Genomic DNA, 16,323 nt, shown 5'->3' with positions numbered 1-16,323 from the left:
GCGCAGTGTGGGCGAAGGGCGCAGCAAGCGGCAACTCCCGGTGCCCCGCATGGTCGCAAGACCAGGGAGTGCCACCCGCGCGCCCCCAGGACCATCGCCAACGGAGCGCTACAATCCCCGCATGGAGTCTTCCCCTGCCAAGCCTTCCCCGTTGCGCCTGCAGGCCGGCCTGCGGGTCTGGGCGACCGACTGGCTGCTCGCGGGCCTGGCCGGCCTCGCCGTAACCGGTGCGCTGGTTTGGCACGCGCACGCGGGCCTGCCAACCGTCGCCGGTTTCGTCACGCTCTGGCTGGTGCTGGGTGCCATCCTCGCCAGCCGCACGCCGGCGGCCGGAGTGGCGTCTGCCGGGCGCGGCCCTGGCCCGGCCAACCGGGTCACGCTCCTGCGCGCCGCGCTGACCGCCCCGCTCGGCGGCCTGGTCCTGGCCGCCCCCACCCCGGACGAACCGGTGCTGGCGCTGTGGGTGATCGCCCTCGCGGGCCTGGCACTGGTGCTGGACGGGGTGGACGGGGCCGTCGCGCGCCGCACGGACAGCGCCACCGCGTTCGGCGCCCGCTTCGACATGGAGCTGGACGCCGCCATGATCCTCGCCCTGTCGATCCTCGTCTGGCAGATGACGGCGGTGGGGCCCTGGGTGATCCTGATCGGCCTGATGCGCTACGCCTTCGTGCTGGCCGCCCGCCCCCTGCCCTGGCTGGCCGCGCCGCTGCCGCCCAGCCGGCGCCGCCAGGCCGTCTGCGTGTTGCAGACCGTGGTCCTGCTACTGGTCCTGATCCCCGGCCTGCCCGCACCCGCCGCCATCACCATCGCCCTGGCCGGCCTGCTGGCTCTGGGCCTGTCCTTTGCCGTGGATATCCACTGGCTGTACCGCCACCGACCGGAGGTGTGTCATGACTGACGCCCGCAACAACCGCCGCCCCGCCCGCCTGCGCCGCCTGCTGCTGGGTGGCCTGCTGGCCACGGCCCTGGCGCTGCCCGCGCAGGCCCTGGCCGATGCCGACCGCTGGGTCATCGACCCCGACCACTTCGCGGTCGGCTTCCTGGTCGATCATGCCGGCTATGCCAAGGTCCTGGGCATGTTCCTGGAAGCCGAGGGCGAGTTCGTCTTCGACCCCGACACGGGCGAGCTGGGCGACGGCCATTTCGTCATCCAGACCGACAGCGTGTTCACCAACCACGCCGAGCGCGACGACCACCTGCGCAACGAGGACTTCCTGAACGTCGAGGAATACCCGGAGATGCGCTTCACCGCCACGCGCTACGAGCCGACCGGGGAGAACACAGGGCGCCTGAGCGGCGGGCTCGAGCTGCTGGGCGAGACCCGGACCATCCACCTCGACGTGACCATCAACAAGGTCGGGCGCTACCCGTTCCCGCTCGGCGGCCTGTTCGGGCGGCCGTACGTGCTCGGTGCGTCCATGCGCGGCAGCTTCGACCGCTCCGACTTCGGCATGACCTACGGCCTGACCCGCGACATCGTCGGCGACGAGATCGAGCTGATCATCGAGTTCGAGGCCCAGCGCCAGTAAAGGCCGGCGGACTGAATGTATTCACCACGAAGCACACGAAGGCACGAAGAAGGGCCAGGGCGGATTGCACCACAGAGGGCACAGAGGACACGGAGGAATTCGAACGGGATCCGTGGGAAAACCCTTGCGTAGGAAATTGAAAAGTCGGGCGATAACCCAGTAACGAGAAGGCCCCGGGCATGATTGCGCCGGGGCCTTCCTGGATCGACGGTACGGAACGTGTCAGGCCGTGGTGTTGATGTTGGTACCCACGTTGTCCGGCAGGCCCTGAGTGGCGGCCTGCATCTCGCCGATGTCGGGCATCGCCTGCAGCAGGGACTGGGCGGCCATTTCCTGCGATTCCATCGCCTTCTTCTGAACAGCCACATCCTTTTGCATCGCCAGCTGCTGCTGGCTGTTCTGCGTGGCCATCGCGGCAATTGCGCTTGCGTCCATCACGCTACTCCCAGAATCTGAATGTACAGGCCCGCATGCGCTCAACACGGTACGAACCTGCCCCCGGTGACGGCTGAATCCTCGCAGACTTGAGCCCTCGAACCGGATTTTTTCAAGGCAACGATTTTCACCAGGATAGCAGCGCGTCCCGCATCCCCGCTCCCGAATTTCTCCGTGTCCTCCGTGACCTCTGTGGTTACACGCCCTTGCCCTTCCTTCGTATCTTCGTGCCCTTCGTGGTGAAAAAAGCGCCCTTGCCCTTCAGCCCTGATCCCCGGCATTCCGCCCGGACGCATCCGCGGGCGCACGGCAGACCCGCGCGGCGAAGCGCCGCATCACGCCCCGCGCCACTCGACCCTCGGGCTCGATGCAGAAGCCGGCCTGTTCCACCGCGGCCTCGGTATCGCGGTTCGGGTGGCAGCCGCCGGTGATGCAGGTCCAGGCCGGCTGTACGCGGTCCTGGGCACGCGCCAGCAGCGGCCGCTTATGGCGCACATGCTCCAGCATGCGCAGTTCGCCCGCCTCCGCCAGCACCCGGCGCACCTCGCCGAGTGCCCGTGACGGATCCTGCACGCTGCAGAACACCAGTCCGGAGACCACGGTATCGAAGGCCCCGTCCGCGAACGGCAGGGCCTCGGCCCGCGCCACTACCAACGGCACGGAAGGCGCCCGCCGGCGAGCCCGGCGCAGGGCCGCCAGGTCCGGGTCCATGCCGATGACCCGTTGCGGGTCCGCGTACAGCGGCAGGTCGCGCCCGGTACCACAGCCCACCTCCAACACCCGGCCGTTCGCGCCCGCCACCAGGCGCCGCCGCCAGCGACGCAGGCCCAGCAGCTCGGCACCGGCCATCAGGCCGTCGTACAACCAGGGGATCTGTTCAAGACCGCGCATCGAGGCTCCCGGGGACAGGGAAATGTGATGCCCGCCACATTCTTTCGACGAGTGCCAGGAACCTGTTCCCACAGTCCCTGTCCACGTATACAAGTTGCGGAAATTGCCGGCTCGTGGCAACGGCAGTCGGCAATCCGCCGTTCGGACCAGAACCCTCCATCACACGGGTGTCCGGACGATCTTTGGCCCGGCCTTTGCGCCGGGCCATTTTTTTGTTTGGCTGCGCCGCCCGGCAGCGGTCAGTTGCCCGTGGGGCCGATCAGGTTGAGGAACTCGCGCCGGGTCCGGCCGTCCTCGCGGAAGGCGCCCAGCATCACCGAGGTCGCCATCGAGGAATGCTGCTTCTCCACCCCGCGCATGGTCATGCACATGTGCCTGGCGTCCACTACCACGCCGACCCCCTTGGCATTCGTCACCTGCATCAGGGCCTCGGCGATCTGGCGTGTCAGGCTCTCCTGGATCTGCAGGCGCGCCGCGAACATGTCGACGATGCGGGCGATCTTGGACAGCCCGATCACCTTGCCATTGGGCAGGTAGGCCACGTGCACCTTGCCGATGATCGGCAACAGGTGATGCTCGCACAGGGAGTACAGCTCGATGTCGCGCAGGAGCACCATCTCGTCGTTGTCCGACGAGAACAGGGCCCCGTTGACGATACTGTTCAGGTCCTGGTGATAACCGCGGGTGAGATACTGCATCGCCTTGGCGGCGCGCATCGGAGTATCCAGCAGGCCCTCGCGCTGCGGGTTCTCGCCCAGGCCGGCGAGGATGTCGCGGTAGCGCTCGGCGAGCTGTTCCGGGGCCGCCAGCGGCTGGCCCGTGGAATTGGTGGCCGTTGGCTCGTCGGCCGTCCGGGCGTCTGCATCCATCATCGAATCCTTGTGTTCGCTCATTCTTGCGTTTTCCTCTGTCCCGGCTCCCGGCTCAGGCCGTCAGCGTGACCGCGAAGCCGGAGGCCAGCGCCAGCATCGCCCCGGCGGTCAGCACCAGGCGCAGGCCCAGGTACCCCCGGGGCAATGCGCGGCGATACAGGCTCAGCCGGTCTACCCACAGCACCCCGAGAAACAGCACCGTCAGGGTCATCAGCGCCTCCGGCAGCGGCTGCAGCACCGCCAGCCAGGCCAGGATGGACGGCACCACCGCCCATACCGGGGCCGCGAGCGGGCCTACCCGGTGCTGCCGATCCGCGAGGAAGATCCCCCAGTGGATCGCCCCCAGGAACGACAGGATCACCGCACCATAGAGCGCCAGGGCCTCCAGCGCGAAAGCCTGCCATTCGGGCTGGGCCATCCATGCCTCCACCCCGAAGAATGCGAAGGGTAGCAGCCCCCCCACTCCGAGAACCTGCAAGGCCGGAGCCGGCGCGTCCGGTCGCGGTCCGTCGCCACGCGCCTGCAACGCCCGGTGCCCCAGGTACTCGCGCAACTCGGGCAGCCCGCCGATCACGCCCTCGCGCGCGATGAACAGCGGCAGCACAGCCGCGCCGGTGGCCTGTTGCAGCGCGTGGAACTGCTCGCGATTGTGTGCCGACCCCATGCCCCACTCCAGCCGCTGCCAGCGGCCCGGAGCCGTCGCCTCCAGCAACGCCTCGGCATCGCGGAAGTCCGAGAGGCCGGACGTAATGCCCACGATCTCGTGGGTGGCCAGGGCCTCTCGCACCTCCGGCGGCCATTCGGGGGCGCCTGCCTGTGTCATGTCGTCTGTCTTCACGGTCCGTGTCTCCATTGCTGCCGGTTGCCTGGCGAAGCGTCCCCGGCACTGGAACCCCGGGAACTTTCGACCGTCACCATTTACAAAGATTGTACAGCTATTGTATAAGTTGTACATCACCTTTCGGGTCCGGAGAAGCACCACCATGAAACGCTCGCGCATCGCCGTCATCGGTGGAGGCATCGCCGGCCTGTCCGCCGCCTGGATTCTGCAGACCCGTCACCAGGTTCAGCTGTTCGAGTCGGGACCGGAGCTCGGCGGTCATGCGCACACCGTAGCGGTTCCCGACCCGCAGGGTCCCACACCCATCGACACCGGGTTCGTCGTCTATAACGAGCGCAACTACCCGCTGCTGACCCGGCTGTTCACGGACCTGGGCGTCGCCACGCAGGACACCGACATGTCCTTCGGCTACTCGCGCCAGCCCGACGGGGTCGAATATGCCGGCTCCGACCTGAACACCCTGTTCGCCCAGCGCCGCAATCTGGTGCGCCCGCGCTTCCTGCGCATGGCGGGCGATATCCTGCGGTTCAACCGCCTGGGCAAGGGCCTGTTCGAACGTCACGAGAGCCCGGAAGGCACGCTCGGGGCCTTCCTCGACCGGCACCGTCTGGGGCGCGGCTTCACCGAGGACTACCTGCTGCCGATGGCCGCCGCGATCTGGTCCTGCCCGCCGGAGGCGATCCGCGAATTCCCGGCCGCCAGCTTCCTGCAATTCTTCCACAATCATGGGCTGCTGGATCTGCGCGACCGCCCGCAGTGGCGCACCGTGGTCGGCGGCAGTCGCGAATACGTAGAGCGTCTCGCGCAGCGCCTCGAACCGGGCTGCGTTGTCCACCAGCCTGTGCGCGCGGTGATGCCGGAGTCCGGTCAGTGGCGCGTCCTGACCGATGCCCAGGGCACCGGGTTCGACGCAGTGGTGTTCGCCTGCCACGCCGACACCGCGCGCGGGCTCCTGAACGGCGCGGTCCCGGCGCGCGACCGGCTCCTGTCCGCCTGCCGCTTCCAGGCCAACCACGCCATCCTGCATACGGACCCGGCCCTGATGCCCCGCTCGCGCCGGGTCTGGTCTTCCTGGAACTACCTCTCCGGGCGGACCACGCAAGCCCGGGACCGCGTCTCGGTGTCCTACTGGATGAATCGCCTGCATCGCCTGGAGCGCCGCCAGGACTACATCATCAGCCTGAATCCCTGGCGCGACCCGCATCCGACCCATGTGCTCGGCGAGCAGCACTGGGAACACCCGGTCATGGATACCGCGGCGGAGACCGCCCGCCAGCGTCTTGCGGCGACTCAGGGCGAGGATGGCCTGTATTTCGCCGGGGCCTGGATGGGCTATGGCTTCCACGAAGACGGGCTGCGCTCGGCCGTGCACGTCGGTCAGGCTATGGGCATCGAACCGCCCTGGTCGCGGCCGTTGCACGCCGCCGGCGAATCCGCGCCGCAACCCGCGGCGCACGGCGACGCCCCCGCACCCGCAGCAGGCGCTTCGGCCGCACGCTCCAGGGCCGCCTGAATGGACGCCGCCCTCGTACACGGCACGGTGCTGCATCAGCGGTTCTTCCCGCAGCAGTACCGCTTTCGCTACCCGGTCATCAGCGCGCTGTTCGATATCGACCGCCTCGCCGAGACCACCCGGCGCTGCCGCTTGTTCTCGCGGGACGGCTTCAACCTGTTCAGCCTGCGCACCCGGGACCACGGGCCGCGCGACGGCCGCCCCTGGCGGCCCTGGATCGAGGCGCATCTGGCCGATTACGGCATCGACCTGGCCGGCGGTCCGATCTATCTGCTGGCCATGCCGCGCGTCCTCGGGCATGCCTTCAACCCGCTGAGCGTCTGGTATGCCTGGCACGCCGACGGTGACCTGCGCGCGATCCTGCTGGAGGTGCGCAACACCTTTGGCGAGCACCACCACTACCTGCTGCACGAGCACGGCGCGCCCATGGCCGGTCCCGTGCGCCAGGAGAAGCAGAAGGCCTTTCACGTATCGCCCTTCATCGACATGCACGCGCGCTACGCCTTCAGCCTGACGCCGCCGCGTGCGCAGGTCGGGGCATCCCTGCGGATCGCGATCAACGAATACCAGGATCAGGACCTGATGCTGACGGCCACACAGCATGGCCGCCTGCGCCCGTTCAGCGACCGCACCCTGCTGGGCGCCTTCCTGAAACAACCCTGGATGACCCTCAAGGTCCTGCCGCTGATCCACTGGCAGGCGCTGAAGATCTGGTGGCGTGGCGGGCGCTACCACCCGCGGCCGGCACCCCCCGCACAGGAGATCGACTAATGGCCCTCAACCACCTCGACACCCCGCAGGACGAAACCACCCGGCCGGACTGGGCCCTGCGCCTGATCTCGCGCGCACTGAAGGACATCGACACCGGGCAGATCACCCTGATCGGCCCGTCGGGCGACCGCATCACCCTGCGCGGGCGCAAGGCCGGAGCCGAGGCCGTCTGGCACTTCCGCCGACCGTGGCGCGCGATCCTGCGCCTGCTGCGCCACGGCGACATCGGCTTTGCCGAGGGCTTCATCAGCGGCGACTGGATCACCCCGGACCTGCCAAGCCTGCTGCGCTTCGCCACCGACAACGAGCCCGCCCTCGCGCCCCTGGCGGATCGTCCGGCCTGGCAGCGCGGCCTCGACCGCCTGCGTCACTGGCGGCACCGCAACAGCCGGCGCGGCAGCCGCGCCAACATCCGCTTCCACTACGATCTCGGCAACGACTTCTACGACCTGTGGCTGGACCGCACGATGAGCTACTCGTCGGCCCTGTTCACCCGCGGCGACGAGGCCCTGGAACAGGCCCAGACGCAGAAGTATGCCCGCCTGCTGGATCAACTGGACGCCGAACCGGGCGCGCATATCCTGGAGATCGGCTGCGGCTGGGGTGGCTTCGCCGAGATGGCGGCCCGGCGCGGTTATCGCGTGACCGGCGTCACCCTGTCGCAGGAGCAGCTCGACTACGCCCGCGAGCGGATCGAACGCGCCGGCCTGAGCGATCGCGTGGAACTGCGCCTGCAGGACTACCGCGACCTCGACGGGACCTTCGACCACGTGGTCTCCATCGAGATGTTCGAGGCGGTGGGCGAGCAGTGGTGGGCGACCTACTTCGACAAAGTGCGCGCCTGCCTGCGCCCCGGCGGCCGCGCGGCGCTGCAGGTGATCACCATTGCCGAGCACGCCTTCGAGCACTACCGCCGCAATGCCGACTTCATCCAGCTCTACATCTTCCCCGGCGGGATGCTGCCCTCGGTCCCGCGCTTCAACGCGGAGGCCGAACGGGCCGGGCTCGCCGTGACGGACCAGGCCTTCTTTGGCGCGGACTACGCGCGCACCCTGCGCCACTGGCACCAGGAGGTGCGCCAGGCGGAGCCGGTGATCGAGGCGCTCGGCTATTCACAATCCTTCCTGCGCATGTGGCGCTACTACCTGGCGTACTGCGAAGTCGGCTTCGACACCGCCCGCGTGAACCTGATGCAGGCCGTCCTGCAAAACCCCGCCGATGCCACCGCCTCGGGCAGCAATGCCCCCGCGACTCGATGAAGTGAACACCCTGCGCTGGCCGCGGCTGTTCGCCTACGGCGGTCTGGGTATGCCCCTGGCCGTGCTCGGTCTGCCGCTGTACGTCTTCCTGCCCGCGCATTACGCCGAGCACACCGGCCTGGGCGTCACCCTGGTCGGTCTGCTCCTTCTTGCGGCGCGGCTGCTGGATGTCGTGACCGACCCGCTGGTCGGCCACCTGTCCGATCGCATCCCCGGGGCCTGGCGCCGGCGCGCGGTGATGCTGGCCGGCGTGCCGCTGCTGTTGCTCGCCGCGCCGTTCCTGTTCCGCCCGCCGGCCGAGGCCGGCGCGGGATACCTGCTGCTGTTCAGCACCCTGGTCTATCTGGGCTGGACGCTGGTCGCCCTGCCCTATGCGGCCTGGGGCGCGGAGCTCTCCGGCGACTACCACGAACGCTCGCGCATCACCGCCGCGCGCGAGGGCTTCGTCGTACTGGGTACGGTCACGGCCGCGGCACTGCCGGCGGTCCTCGGCCTGCAGGACGATGCCGGGGCCGCGCTCGCAGCCCTCGCGGTGCTGCTGTGGGTGCTGCTGCCGGTCGCCTTCCTGATCCTGCTGTGGCGCGTGCCGGAACGCCCCGGAAGGCTCGCGCCCGTGCCGTGGCGCGCTGGCTGGGGCCTGCTGCTGGGCAACCGCCCCTTCCGCCGACTGATCCTGGCGTGGATCCTGAACGGCACCGCCAACGCGATCCCCGCCACGCTCTTCCTGCTGTTCATCACCCACGTGCTGGAGGCGCCAGGCCATGCCGGGCCGCTGCTGCTGGTTTACTTCGCCACCGGCATCCTCGCCCTGCCGCTGTGGCTGCGCCTGGCGCGGCGCCTGCCCAAACATCGGGTCTGGACACTCTCGATGCTGCTGGCCTCCAGCTTCTTCATCTGGGTGCCGTTCCTCAGCGCCGGTGACGTGCTGGCGTTCTACGCCATCACCGTACTGACCGGGCTCAGCCTCGGGGTCGATCTCGCCCTGCCGGCCGCGATGCAGGCCGATGTGATCGACCAGGACACCGCCGACGGCGGCGGCGAGCGCGCCGGGCTGTTCTTCGGTCTGTGGGGCATGGCGACCAAGCTGGCCCTCGCGCTGGCCGTCGGCCTCAGCTTCCCGCTACTGGGTGCGGCCGGATTCTCGGCCGATGGCGACAACAGCCCCACCGCCCTGCTCGTCCTGGCCCTGGCCTACGCCGGCCTGCCGGTCCTGTTCAAGCTCGCGGCAATGGCCCTGATCTGGCGCTTCCCCATCGACGCCGACGCCCAGCACACCCTGCGCGAACGCATCCACGCGCGCGAACAAGCCACCATCCCCGCCCAGCCCGGAGGCACCCACCCATGATCCACCGTATCCGACCCTCCCGTTTCGTGGCCTCGCTTCTGGCCACCGTGTTGCTGACCCTGTCGCTCGCCGCCCCGGCCGCGGCCGCCACCGAGATCGACGGCGTGCGCTTCGCCGAATCGGTCACCATCGACAACACCACAGTGCCCCTGCGTGCGGGCCGGCTCTATCGCTACACAGTGTTCCGCGTCTACGTCGGCGCGCTCTACGTACCCGAAGAAGTCGCTCCGGAGGATGTCCTGACCGCCGACGTGCCCAAGCGCCTGGACCTCGAATACCTGCGCGCGATCAGCGCCGACGACTTCCGCCGCAGCGGTAACAGCCTGCTCGAGGACCAGCAGGACGCGGAAACACTGGCGGCGCTGGCCGACCGGCTCGACACCTTCAACGCCGCCTACCGCGACATGGAGGCCGGCGACCGCTACGCCCTGGAATACCGCCCGGGCCACGGCACCCGCCTGCTGCAAAACGGTACCCCGCTGGTCGAGGTCCCCGGCCACGACTTCGCCGAGGCCTATTTCGGCATCTGGCTGCACCCGGAAGAACCCCTGTCGCGCCGCTTCCGCGACACCCTGATCGGCGCACGCTGATCGCCGAACAGCAACGACCAGTCATTGCGAGGCGCGAAGCGCCGCGGCAATCGCCCAGCCTCTGGCACCGCGCCCATGCCGTGCCCGTCAACGCGAGGCACCATGCGCCGTGGCGATCGCCTCGCGGTGCCTCACGACAAAATACCGGTCACCACGCAGGGCCCGCAGTACCCCGCCCTCCTGCCGGCCAAGCCCGGCATCGAACACCCACCGTTCCGAGAAACCCTTCACAGGAAGATTCCCCCAACCTGAACTAGACTCTTCCGTCCGGGGCCAGGGTCAGGACGGCCGGGGAGCCAGCCACGCAATCGGATTGCTGGCACACGCGGGCGCGGCTCTCCTTTACGGCATGCCGGAGGAGGATACCCATGCAACATCGCATCACCTTGCGGGAGGCCACCTGGCCTGCCGACGCCGACGCACTGTCCCTGATCCGCCGCGAGGTCTTCGTCGAGGAGCAGGGCGTACCCGAGGCCCTGGAATTCGATGGCCTGGACGCCGCCGCCCTGCACTGGCTGGCGACCGGGCCGGAGGGTGAACCGGTCGGCACCCTGCGCCTGCTGCCCTCCGGCCAGATCGGCCGCATGGCCGTGCGCAAACCCTGGCGCGGGCACGGCATCGGCTCGCGCCTGCTGGACTGCGCCATCCAGGCCGCCGCCCGCCACGGCTGGCGCGAGGTCTGGCTGAACGCCCAGAACAGCCGTATCGGCTTCTACGCCCGCCACGACTTCTTCGTCATCAGCGACACCTTCGAGGACGCCGGCATCCCCCACCGCCGCATGCTCCACCGCATCCACACCCCAATCCCGCGCCCGGCGGCACCCTATTCCCATGCCACCCACACCCACGCGGCCCAGTCACTGTAACTCCGCTGGCGCCCCGTAGGAGCCGGCTTGCCGGCGAAGCCCCTGCCCGCGCCCGACTTTGGCAGGAGCTTCGCCGGCGAGCCGGCTCCTACAGGGGATATGCACGGATCTCACAGATCTTGCCTATCCGCCTCTGCCACCGTACTCATATCTCTGATTCGCGCCCGAAACGCTCCCCTAACCCCCGGGGGGAACCGACCCCGCGCAATGATGCGAACCCACCCCCACTCCCCTATGCTGAGGGAAAGACCGTCAACCCGAGCGAGACCCCGATGACCGCCCCCGAACGCGACCCGACCCTGATTGACGCCGAGGCCCTGCTGGCCGAACTCCTGGCCGCCACCCGCCGACGCCTCTGGCTGCATGCCCGCGTCGCCCTGCTGGCCGAGATCGCCGGGCCCGACCTGGGCGCGGAACTGGCCGGGATCGCACGCCGCCACCGGCATACCGATATCCGCCTGCTGGTCGACGACGACCTGGCGCTCAAGGAGCAGCTTCCGAGCCTGGTGGAGAGCATCAAGCGCCTGCCCAGCGCAGTCTCGGTGCGCCGCCTGGAGGCCGCCGAGGAAAGCCCGCTGACCGTCACCGCGATTGCCGACCACAGCGGCTGGATGCAGCTCACCCAGGCCGGCGGGCGCCGCATACTGCGCGGCGACGTCGACGATCGGCCGGGCACCCAGCGCGCCGTCCAGGACTTCGAGGCCAACTGGAGTCTCAGCGATGAAGCCGTCGAACTCCGCCGCCTCCTCGTCTGAGCCGCCCGACATGACCGAGCGGCGTTACCTCCTGCGAGCCGCCCTCGCGCTGGCGGCTGGCACCCTGCTCCCCGGCCTCGCCGGTGCACGCGACACCCACGCCGAGGTCGCCGTGCTGCCGCTGCAACACCGACCGGCGAACAGCCTGCTACCCGAGCTGCAGGCCCTGTTCGGCGACACCGCCACCCTGCGCGGCGACGGCTTCCGGCTGCTGGTACGCGCCGACGCCCGCACCCTGCAACAGATCCGCGAAGTCGTCGCCGAACTCGACACGCCGGCCCAGGACCTCGTCCTCTCCGTACGCCGCCACCGCGACGCCCCGCGCACCGAACGCGGCACCGGCCTCGAGTTCGAGAGCGGCCCGGAGGGCACCGAGGGCCGCATCTCCAGCCAGCGGCTGCGCACCACCCGCCGCGACGACCAGACCCAGCACCTGCGCCTGCGGGAAGGCACCGAGGCCATCATCCTGGTCGGCGAGACCCGCGCCGCCGGCTTCCGCATCCTCCACGGCCGCGCCGGCGTCGGCATCGAACCCCTGCTGCAGGACACCGCCCGTGGCTTCCGCGTCCGCCCCCAGGTCCAGCCCGACGGCCGCATCCGCATCGCCATCTCCCAGCTCCACGAAGGCCCCCTCCCCCGCGGCGCCGTGGACCGCGACGCCATCGACACGCAACTCACGCTGGAGCCGGGCACCTGGCACACCCTGGGCGGCGTCCACACCGAAACCGACGTCACGGAACGCGGCCTCGCCTCCCGCCGCACCACCCGCGACCGCGACACCCTCACCCTCGAAATTCGCGTCGATCCCGCCCGCTAGCCCGCTCCCATGATGCGATTCGCTTCGCTCATCGGCATCCTACGGAATAGCACTGCCCGTAGGGTGCGTTGACCCCACGAAACGCACCCACAACGGCGGGAGCCACCCCTTCGACCAAACCCGCCAGATGGCACGCCGACACACCCGATCATCGTCCCGGAAACCGCAACGCGGTTATCCGGGATGTCCCCCGCCCGCCCGAACATACCCCTCTGGCACGCCCCCACACCGTGGTGATACAGTCGTTTAAACAATGTCTATACATCTTGCGGGTGGAGCAATGGCCGAGACACGACTGAACATCAAGCGCTGGGGCAACAATCTGGGCGTCCGGCTTCCTGCGGCCATCGCGCGCGCAGCGCACCTGGAGGCGGACCAATCCGTGATCGTCTCCGTCGAAGGCAACCAGATCGTAATCCGTCCGGAAACCACTCCATCCATGAGCCTGGAGGAACGCCTGAAAGGATTCGACCCGGACAAGCATAGCGGCGAGGCCATGTGCACGGACGTGATTGGAAATGAACGATGGTAAAGCGTGCAGCACCCAAGGACTGGGTACCCCGGCGCCGTGACGTCATCTGGATAGACTGCAACCCTCAGGCCGGGCGGGAAATGCGAGATATTCACCCCTTCCTCGTCCTGTCGCCGACCCAATTCAACGCCCGCACCTCGCTGGTTCTGGGGCTCCCCATGACCACTGCCGATTACAATGCGACCAACCCCTTCGCCGTGGTGGCGGGCACGACGCCGGATGCAAGAACCAGCTACATCCTCTGCCACCAGGTAAAGTCCTTCGACTGGCGCCAACGCAACGCGACACCCCATCCAGCCGGACAAGTGCCGCAGGGGACCTATCAGGAAGCCTGCGCGGTCCTCAACCAGATCCTCGAACTCTGCCCCGATCCCGCCTAGCGGGGAACCGACGGAGTCAAACCTTGCCTTTTGCCCCCGCGCACGAACCGACGGGGTCCGAACCGACGGGGTCTACCTTTGGATTTCGCAGGCCGGCGAAGGGTGTTGAGGTGTTCTAGACTCGAGGCGGCGGCGGAGGTGTGGCTTGTGGGGTCCGCACTCCGCTTGGACGTGCTCGGTTCTGAAATACCGCCTTCGCCGCCCCTGCATCATCCGGAGCGTCCCACGTGGATGGTGCCCACTCCTCTGGAGTGATGGCTGAAAGGTAGACGAGACGCCGGATGAGTTTTGGCGTCGGATCTTGCCTGGAGGTCACCGCTATGGATACCCCTCTTCTTGTAGCCGTGGATGTCGGCAGTCGTTTCCACCAAGTGGCGGTCGGCGATGGTACGGGACATGTGCTGGACGAGTTCCGCATCGATCACGAACCGTCTGGATTTACAGCGTTCTTCGAACGAGTGGAACGCCATCGTCGGTCGCCGGACCAGAGGGTCCAGGTGGCGATGGAAGGTTACAACGGCTGGGCACGCCCGCTGGATAGCCAGACCCTGGCCCGCGGTTGGGCGCTGTACAACGTCAATAACTTGAAGCTAGCACGGTATAAGGAGATCTTTCCGGCTCCTGCCAAGACGGACGCGATCGACTCGCGCCGCATGCTCGAGCTATTCGCGCTGGATCAGCAACCCGGGGTGGCCCGCAATGCCCTACAGCGGGTGACGCTGATCCCAAAGGCGCACCGCCATCTGAAGTATCTGACGCGCCGGCGGCGGGTGCTGGTACAGGAGCGGGCTGGGCGTCTGACGCGGCTGAACTGCGATCTACAGGCGCTTTGCCCGGGCTTGCTGTCGATCACGGGTTCGATCGACAACCGGTGGTTCCTCCGCTTCCTGACCTGCCGAGACCGCCTCACGGCGTTGCCACGAGTACGCGCCTCGACGCTGTTAAGGATACGGGGTATTGGGCGCGCTTATCTCGCCAAGATCCAGGCATGGCAGCCGACCGCACAATTTGGCCCGGATATCGCCTTCGGCGATATGGATGTGGTCACCGATGCACGATCGATCCTGACGCTGAGTGAGCGGATCACGGAGTTGGACACCGAGCTCGAACGCTTGGCGTGCGAGAGCCAACCGGCTCGGCTCCTGCGATCCATCCCCGGTTTCGGCCCGACGGGTGTTGCGGAGTTAGTGGGCGAGATCGGCACACTGGATCGGTTCACCAAGGAATCGGGGCTGGCCGTCTATGTGGGGATGGCCCCGCTAGCGAACAGTTCGGGCGTTCGCGATCGGGGTAAACGCCCCCGCTCCGTTAATACCCGATGCCAGAATGCACTGATGACCTGCGTGGCACGGCACATGGCCCATGTGCCCGAGTCCCGCGCGTACTATGACCGCAAACGTGCTCAAGGCAAGACGCACAATCAAGCGGTACGAGCCCTCGGCCGTCACTTGATCCGAATGATCTGGACGATGCTCCGTCAAGGACGGGAGTACCACCGCCTCCCCACATTCGAGACGCCCAAGCCTTGAAAATCCGAGAGGGATGTTCAAACCTTGCCTTTTGCCCCCGGAACCGACGAGGAGCCGACGGGGTCAAACCTTGCCTTTTGCCCCCGCGGACACGATTCGACTCACTCGCGAATAATGCAGACCGAAATGGTCACCGATAGCTTTCAGCGTGTAGCCACCGGACGCATACGCGCGCCGAATGGCTTCATTCCTCGGGAAGCTGGCCTCCAGGACTTCGAGCGTCGGCGGCACAGGCCGCTGCTGGGCCCTGGGGTATTCCGGGTCCAAGTCCTGCCTGCCGGACTGACCTGCCAGCCGCGCCTCGACAAAGGCCTCGGAGCCAAGAAATAGCTGCGCATGCAGATCATTCCAGGGGGAGGTACGTCCGATTCCCTCATGGACAAACCGCCGATAGGCCTGCTGTCGGGAGGCGGCCGGGCCGAATTCGTCCAGCACGCGATCCGTCGATAGCCACGAGACGGCGTCCGAAAGGCCCGCGGTGGGCCGGTAGCTGCTCCACTCCCAGTCCGCAGGATCGTCGATCAGATGCGCACGCACCGGATTGAGGACGATGTAGCGCGCCAATTCCAGAAGATACGACTCGCGCTCGACCAGGATCGCCTTGTACCGGCCTTGAAGCACATGACCCACACGCCGGTGACGGCGGTTGAACCGCTGCGTGTAAACGCCGTTCAGCCACTGCATCCCCCGGCCCAGGTTCGCATCCGGCGTCTCTACCAGAAGGTGATAGTGGTTGCCCATCAGGCAGTACGCAAAGACCACCCATTTGAAGCGCTCGACCGCCTGCGCCAGCGTTTCTTCGAAGCGCCGATGGTCAACGTCATCCAGATAGATCCAGTCCCGCCGATTGCCGCGCGCCGTCACGTGATACAGCGCCCACGGATACTCCAACCGCACCGATCGAGCCATCCCTGCTCTCTTCGTCTTGTCCCTGACCCCCGCTAGTACACCCTAAAGCCGACCGCGCCGACAAGCCGAGCACCGCCGCCCACCAGCCAGCCGGGCAAAAGGCAAGGTTTGACCCCTGGGGTTCCCAAGGTTTGACCCCGTGGGTTCGCAGGTGGCGAACCCACCAGCCTCAAACACAAAAAAGGCCCTGAACCGTACCGACTTTTCCGGAGGCTCTGATCCTTGGGAGGATAGAGCGATGAGTGAGACGACACGGTATAGCCCGGAGGTCCGGGAACGGGCGGTGCGGCTGGTGTGGGAACACCAGGAGGAGTATTCGTCGCAGCATGCGGCGATCCAGTCGATTGCACCGAAGATTGGCTGCACGGGCGAGACGCTGCGGCTGTGGGTCCGCCGCGCGGAGCGCGAGCGGGACGATGCCTCGGCGTTGTCGGATAACGAACGGGCACGCCTGAAGGCGCTGGAGCGGGAGAACCGCGAGCTCAAGCG

Annotated in this window: 19 protein-coding genes; 14 read left to right on the top strand and 5 right to left on the bottom strand. The window is 67.8% G+C overall.

Annotated elements, in window-relative coordinates; all coding sequences use genetic code 11:
• Nucleotides 1-121 precede the first annotated feature (121 nt).
• On the top strand, nucleotides 122-898 hold the full coding sequence (locus tag F793_RS0108140) for a CDP-alcohol phosphatidyltransferase family protein (RefSeq protein ID WP_026280281.1): 777 nt from the start codon (nucleotides 122-124) through the stop codon (nucleotides 896-898).
• Nucleotides 891-1,529, top strand: coding sequence for a YceI family protein (locus F793_RS0108135; protein WP_018882274.1), 639 nt, complete (start codon nucleotides 891-893; stop codon nucleotides 1,527-1,529). Before F793_RS0108140 ends, F793_RS0108135 begins: the two co-directional genes overlap by 8 nt.
• A 222-nt stretch (nucleotides 1,530-1,751) precedes the next feature.
• Here F793_RS0108135 and F793_RS0108130 read toward each other — a convergent pair whose 3' ends face one another.
• From F793_RS0108130 to F793_RS0108115, 4 genes are all read right to left on the bottom strand, one after another.
• A complete protein-coding gene (locus tag F793_RS0108130) occupies nucleotides 1,752-1,964 on the bottom strand; it encodes a YjfB family protein (protein WP_019592801.1) in 213 nt (70 codons plus the stop codon).
• Between the two features lie 261 nt (nucleotides 1,965-2,225).
• Complete coding sequence (locus F793_RS0108125; protein ID WP_018882272.1) at nucleotides 2,226-2,855, bottom strand: class I SAM-dependent methyltransferase; 630 nt, start codon at nucleotides 2,853-2,855, stop codon at nucleotides 2,226-2,228.
• A 239-nt stretch (nucleotides 2,856-3,094) separates the two neighbouring features.
• Nucleotides 3,095-3,748, bottom strand: a complete 654-nt coding sequence (gene folE, locus F793_RS0108120) for a GTP cyclohydrolase I FolE (protein ID WP_018882271.1) — start codon at nucleotides 3,746-3,748, stop codon at nucleotides 3,095-3,097.
• A 31-nt stretch (nucleotides 3,749-3,779) separates the two neighbouring features.
• On the bottom strand, nucleotides 3,780-4,580 hold the full coding sequence (locus F793_RS0108115) for a DUF3429 domain-containing protein (protein WP_019592800.1): 801 nt from the start codon (nucleotides 4,578-4,580) through the stop codon (nucleotides 3,780-3,782).
• Nucleotides 4,581-4,710: 130 nt separating this feature from the next.
• Between F793_RS0108115 and F793_RS0108110 the strand changes: the two genes are divergently transcribed.
• The 11 genes from F793_RS0108110 (at nucleotide 4,711) to F793_RS0108055 (ending at nucleotide 14,925) form a co-directional block, all read left to right on the top strand.
• Nucleotides 4,711-6,081, top strand: coding sequence for an NAD(P)/FAD-dependent oxidoreductase (locus F793_RS0108110; RefSeq protein WP_018882269.1), 1,371 nt, complete (start codon nucleotides 4,711-4,713; stop codon nucleotides 6,079-6,081).
• Nucleotides 6,082-6,852, top strand: a complete 771-nt coding sequence (locus tag F793_RS0108105) for a DUF1365 domain-containing protein (protein ID WP_018877903.1) — start codon at nucleotides 6,082-6,084, stop codon at nucleotides 6,850-6,852.
• Complete coding sequence (locus F793_RS0108100; protein ID WP_018882268.1) at nucleotides 6,852-8,111, top strand: cyclopropane-fatty-acyl-phospholipid synthase family protein; 1,260 nt, start codon at nucleotides 6,852-6,854, stop codon at nucleotides 8,109-8,111. Before F793_RS0108105 ends, F793_RS0108100 begins: the two co-directional genes overlap by 1 nt.
• Complete coding sequence (locus tag F793_RS0108095) at nucleotides 8,092-9,456, top strand: MFS transporter (protein WP_018876140.1); 1,365 nt, start codon at nucleotides 8,092-8,094, stop codon at nucleotides 9,454-9,456. Before F793_RS0108100 ends, F793_RS0108095 begins: the two co-directional genes overlap by 20 nt.
• Nucleotides 9,453-10,046: a chalcone isomerase family protein gene (locus F793_RS0108090; protein ID WP_018882267.1), complete on the top strand. Its 594-nt coding sequence runs from the start codon at nucleotides 9,453-9,455 to the stop codon at nucleotides 10,044-10,046. The genes F793_RS0108095 and F793_RS0108090 overlap by 4 nt, the downstream gene beginning before the upstream one ends.
• A 368-nt stretch (nucleotides 10,047-10,414) precedes the next feature.
• Complete coding sequence (locus F793_RS0108080; protein WP_018882266.1) at nucleotides 10,415-10,912, top strand: GNAT family N-acetyltransferase; 498 nt, start codon at nucleotides 10,415-10,417, stop codon at nucleotides 10,910-10,912.
• A 272-nt stretch (nucleotides 10,913-11,184) separates the two neighbouring features.
• Nucleotides 11,185-11,667: a hypothetical protein gene (locus F793_RS0108075; RefSeq protein WP_018876137.1), complete on the top strand. Its 483-nt coding sequence runs from the start codon at nucleotides 11,185-11,187 to the stop codon at nucleotides 11,665-11,667.
• On the top strand, nucleotides 11,633-12,484 hold the full coding sequence (locus tag F793_RS0108070; protein ID WP_018877876.1) for a secretin N-terminal domain-containing protein: 852 nt from the start codon (nucleotides 11,633-11,635) through the stop codon (nucleotides 12,482-12,484). Before F793_RS0108075 ends, F793_RS0108070 begins: the two co-directional genes overlap by 35 nt.
• 280 nt (nucleotides 12,485-12,764) lie before the next feature.
• Entirely contained in the window at nucleotides 12,765-13,016 is a 252-nt protein-coding gene (locus F793_RS0108065; RefSeq protein WP_018882265.1) for an AbrB/MazE/SpoVT family DNA-binding domain-containing protein, read from the top strand.
• Nucleotides 13,010-13,396 carry a type II toxin-antitoxin system PemK/MazF family toxin gene (locus F793_RS0108060; RefSeq protein WP_255349380.1) on the top strand — a complete coding sequence of 129 codons (387 nt, stop codon included), beginning with the start codon at nucleotides 13,010-13,012 and terminating at the stop codon, nucleotides 13,394-13,396. Before F793_RS0108065 ends, F793_RS0108060 begins: the two co-directional genes overlap by 7 nt.
• 320 nt (nucleotides 13,397-13,716) lie before the next feature.
• Entirely contained in the window at nucleotides 13,717-14,925 is a 1,209-nt protein-coding gene (locus tag F793_RS0108055; RefSeq protein ID WP_019592799.1) for an IS110 family transposase, read from the top strand.
• 63 nt (nucleotides 14,926-14,988) lie between these two features.
• Here the strand turns inward: F793_RS0108055 and F793_RS0108050 are convergent, their stop codons facing one another.
• Nucleotides 14,989-15,834 (bottom strand): transposase, encoded by an 846-nt coding sequence (locus tag F793_RS0108050; RefSeq protein ID WP_018882263.1) that lies wholly within the window; start codon nucleotides 15,832-15,834, stop codon nucleotides 14,989-14,991.
• Nucleotides 15,835-16,072: 238 nt separating this feature from the next.
• Between F793_RS0108050 and F793_RS0108045 the strand changes: the two genes are divergently transcribed.
• Nucleotides 16,073-16,323: transposase (locus tag F793_RS0108045; protein ID WP_026333048.1), on the top strand; the 251-nt coding region annotated here is incomplete at its 3' end.

The organism is Thioalkalivibrio sp. ALE22, from assembly GCF_000381445.1.
GTDB lineage: Bacteria > Pseudomonadota > Gammaproteobacteria > Ectothiorhodospirales > Ectothiorhodospiraceae > Thioalkalivibrio.
This window is presented reverse-complemented; position numbering and strand designations above follow the sequence as displayed.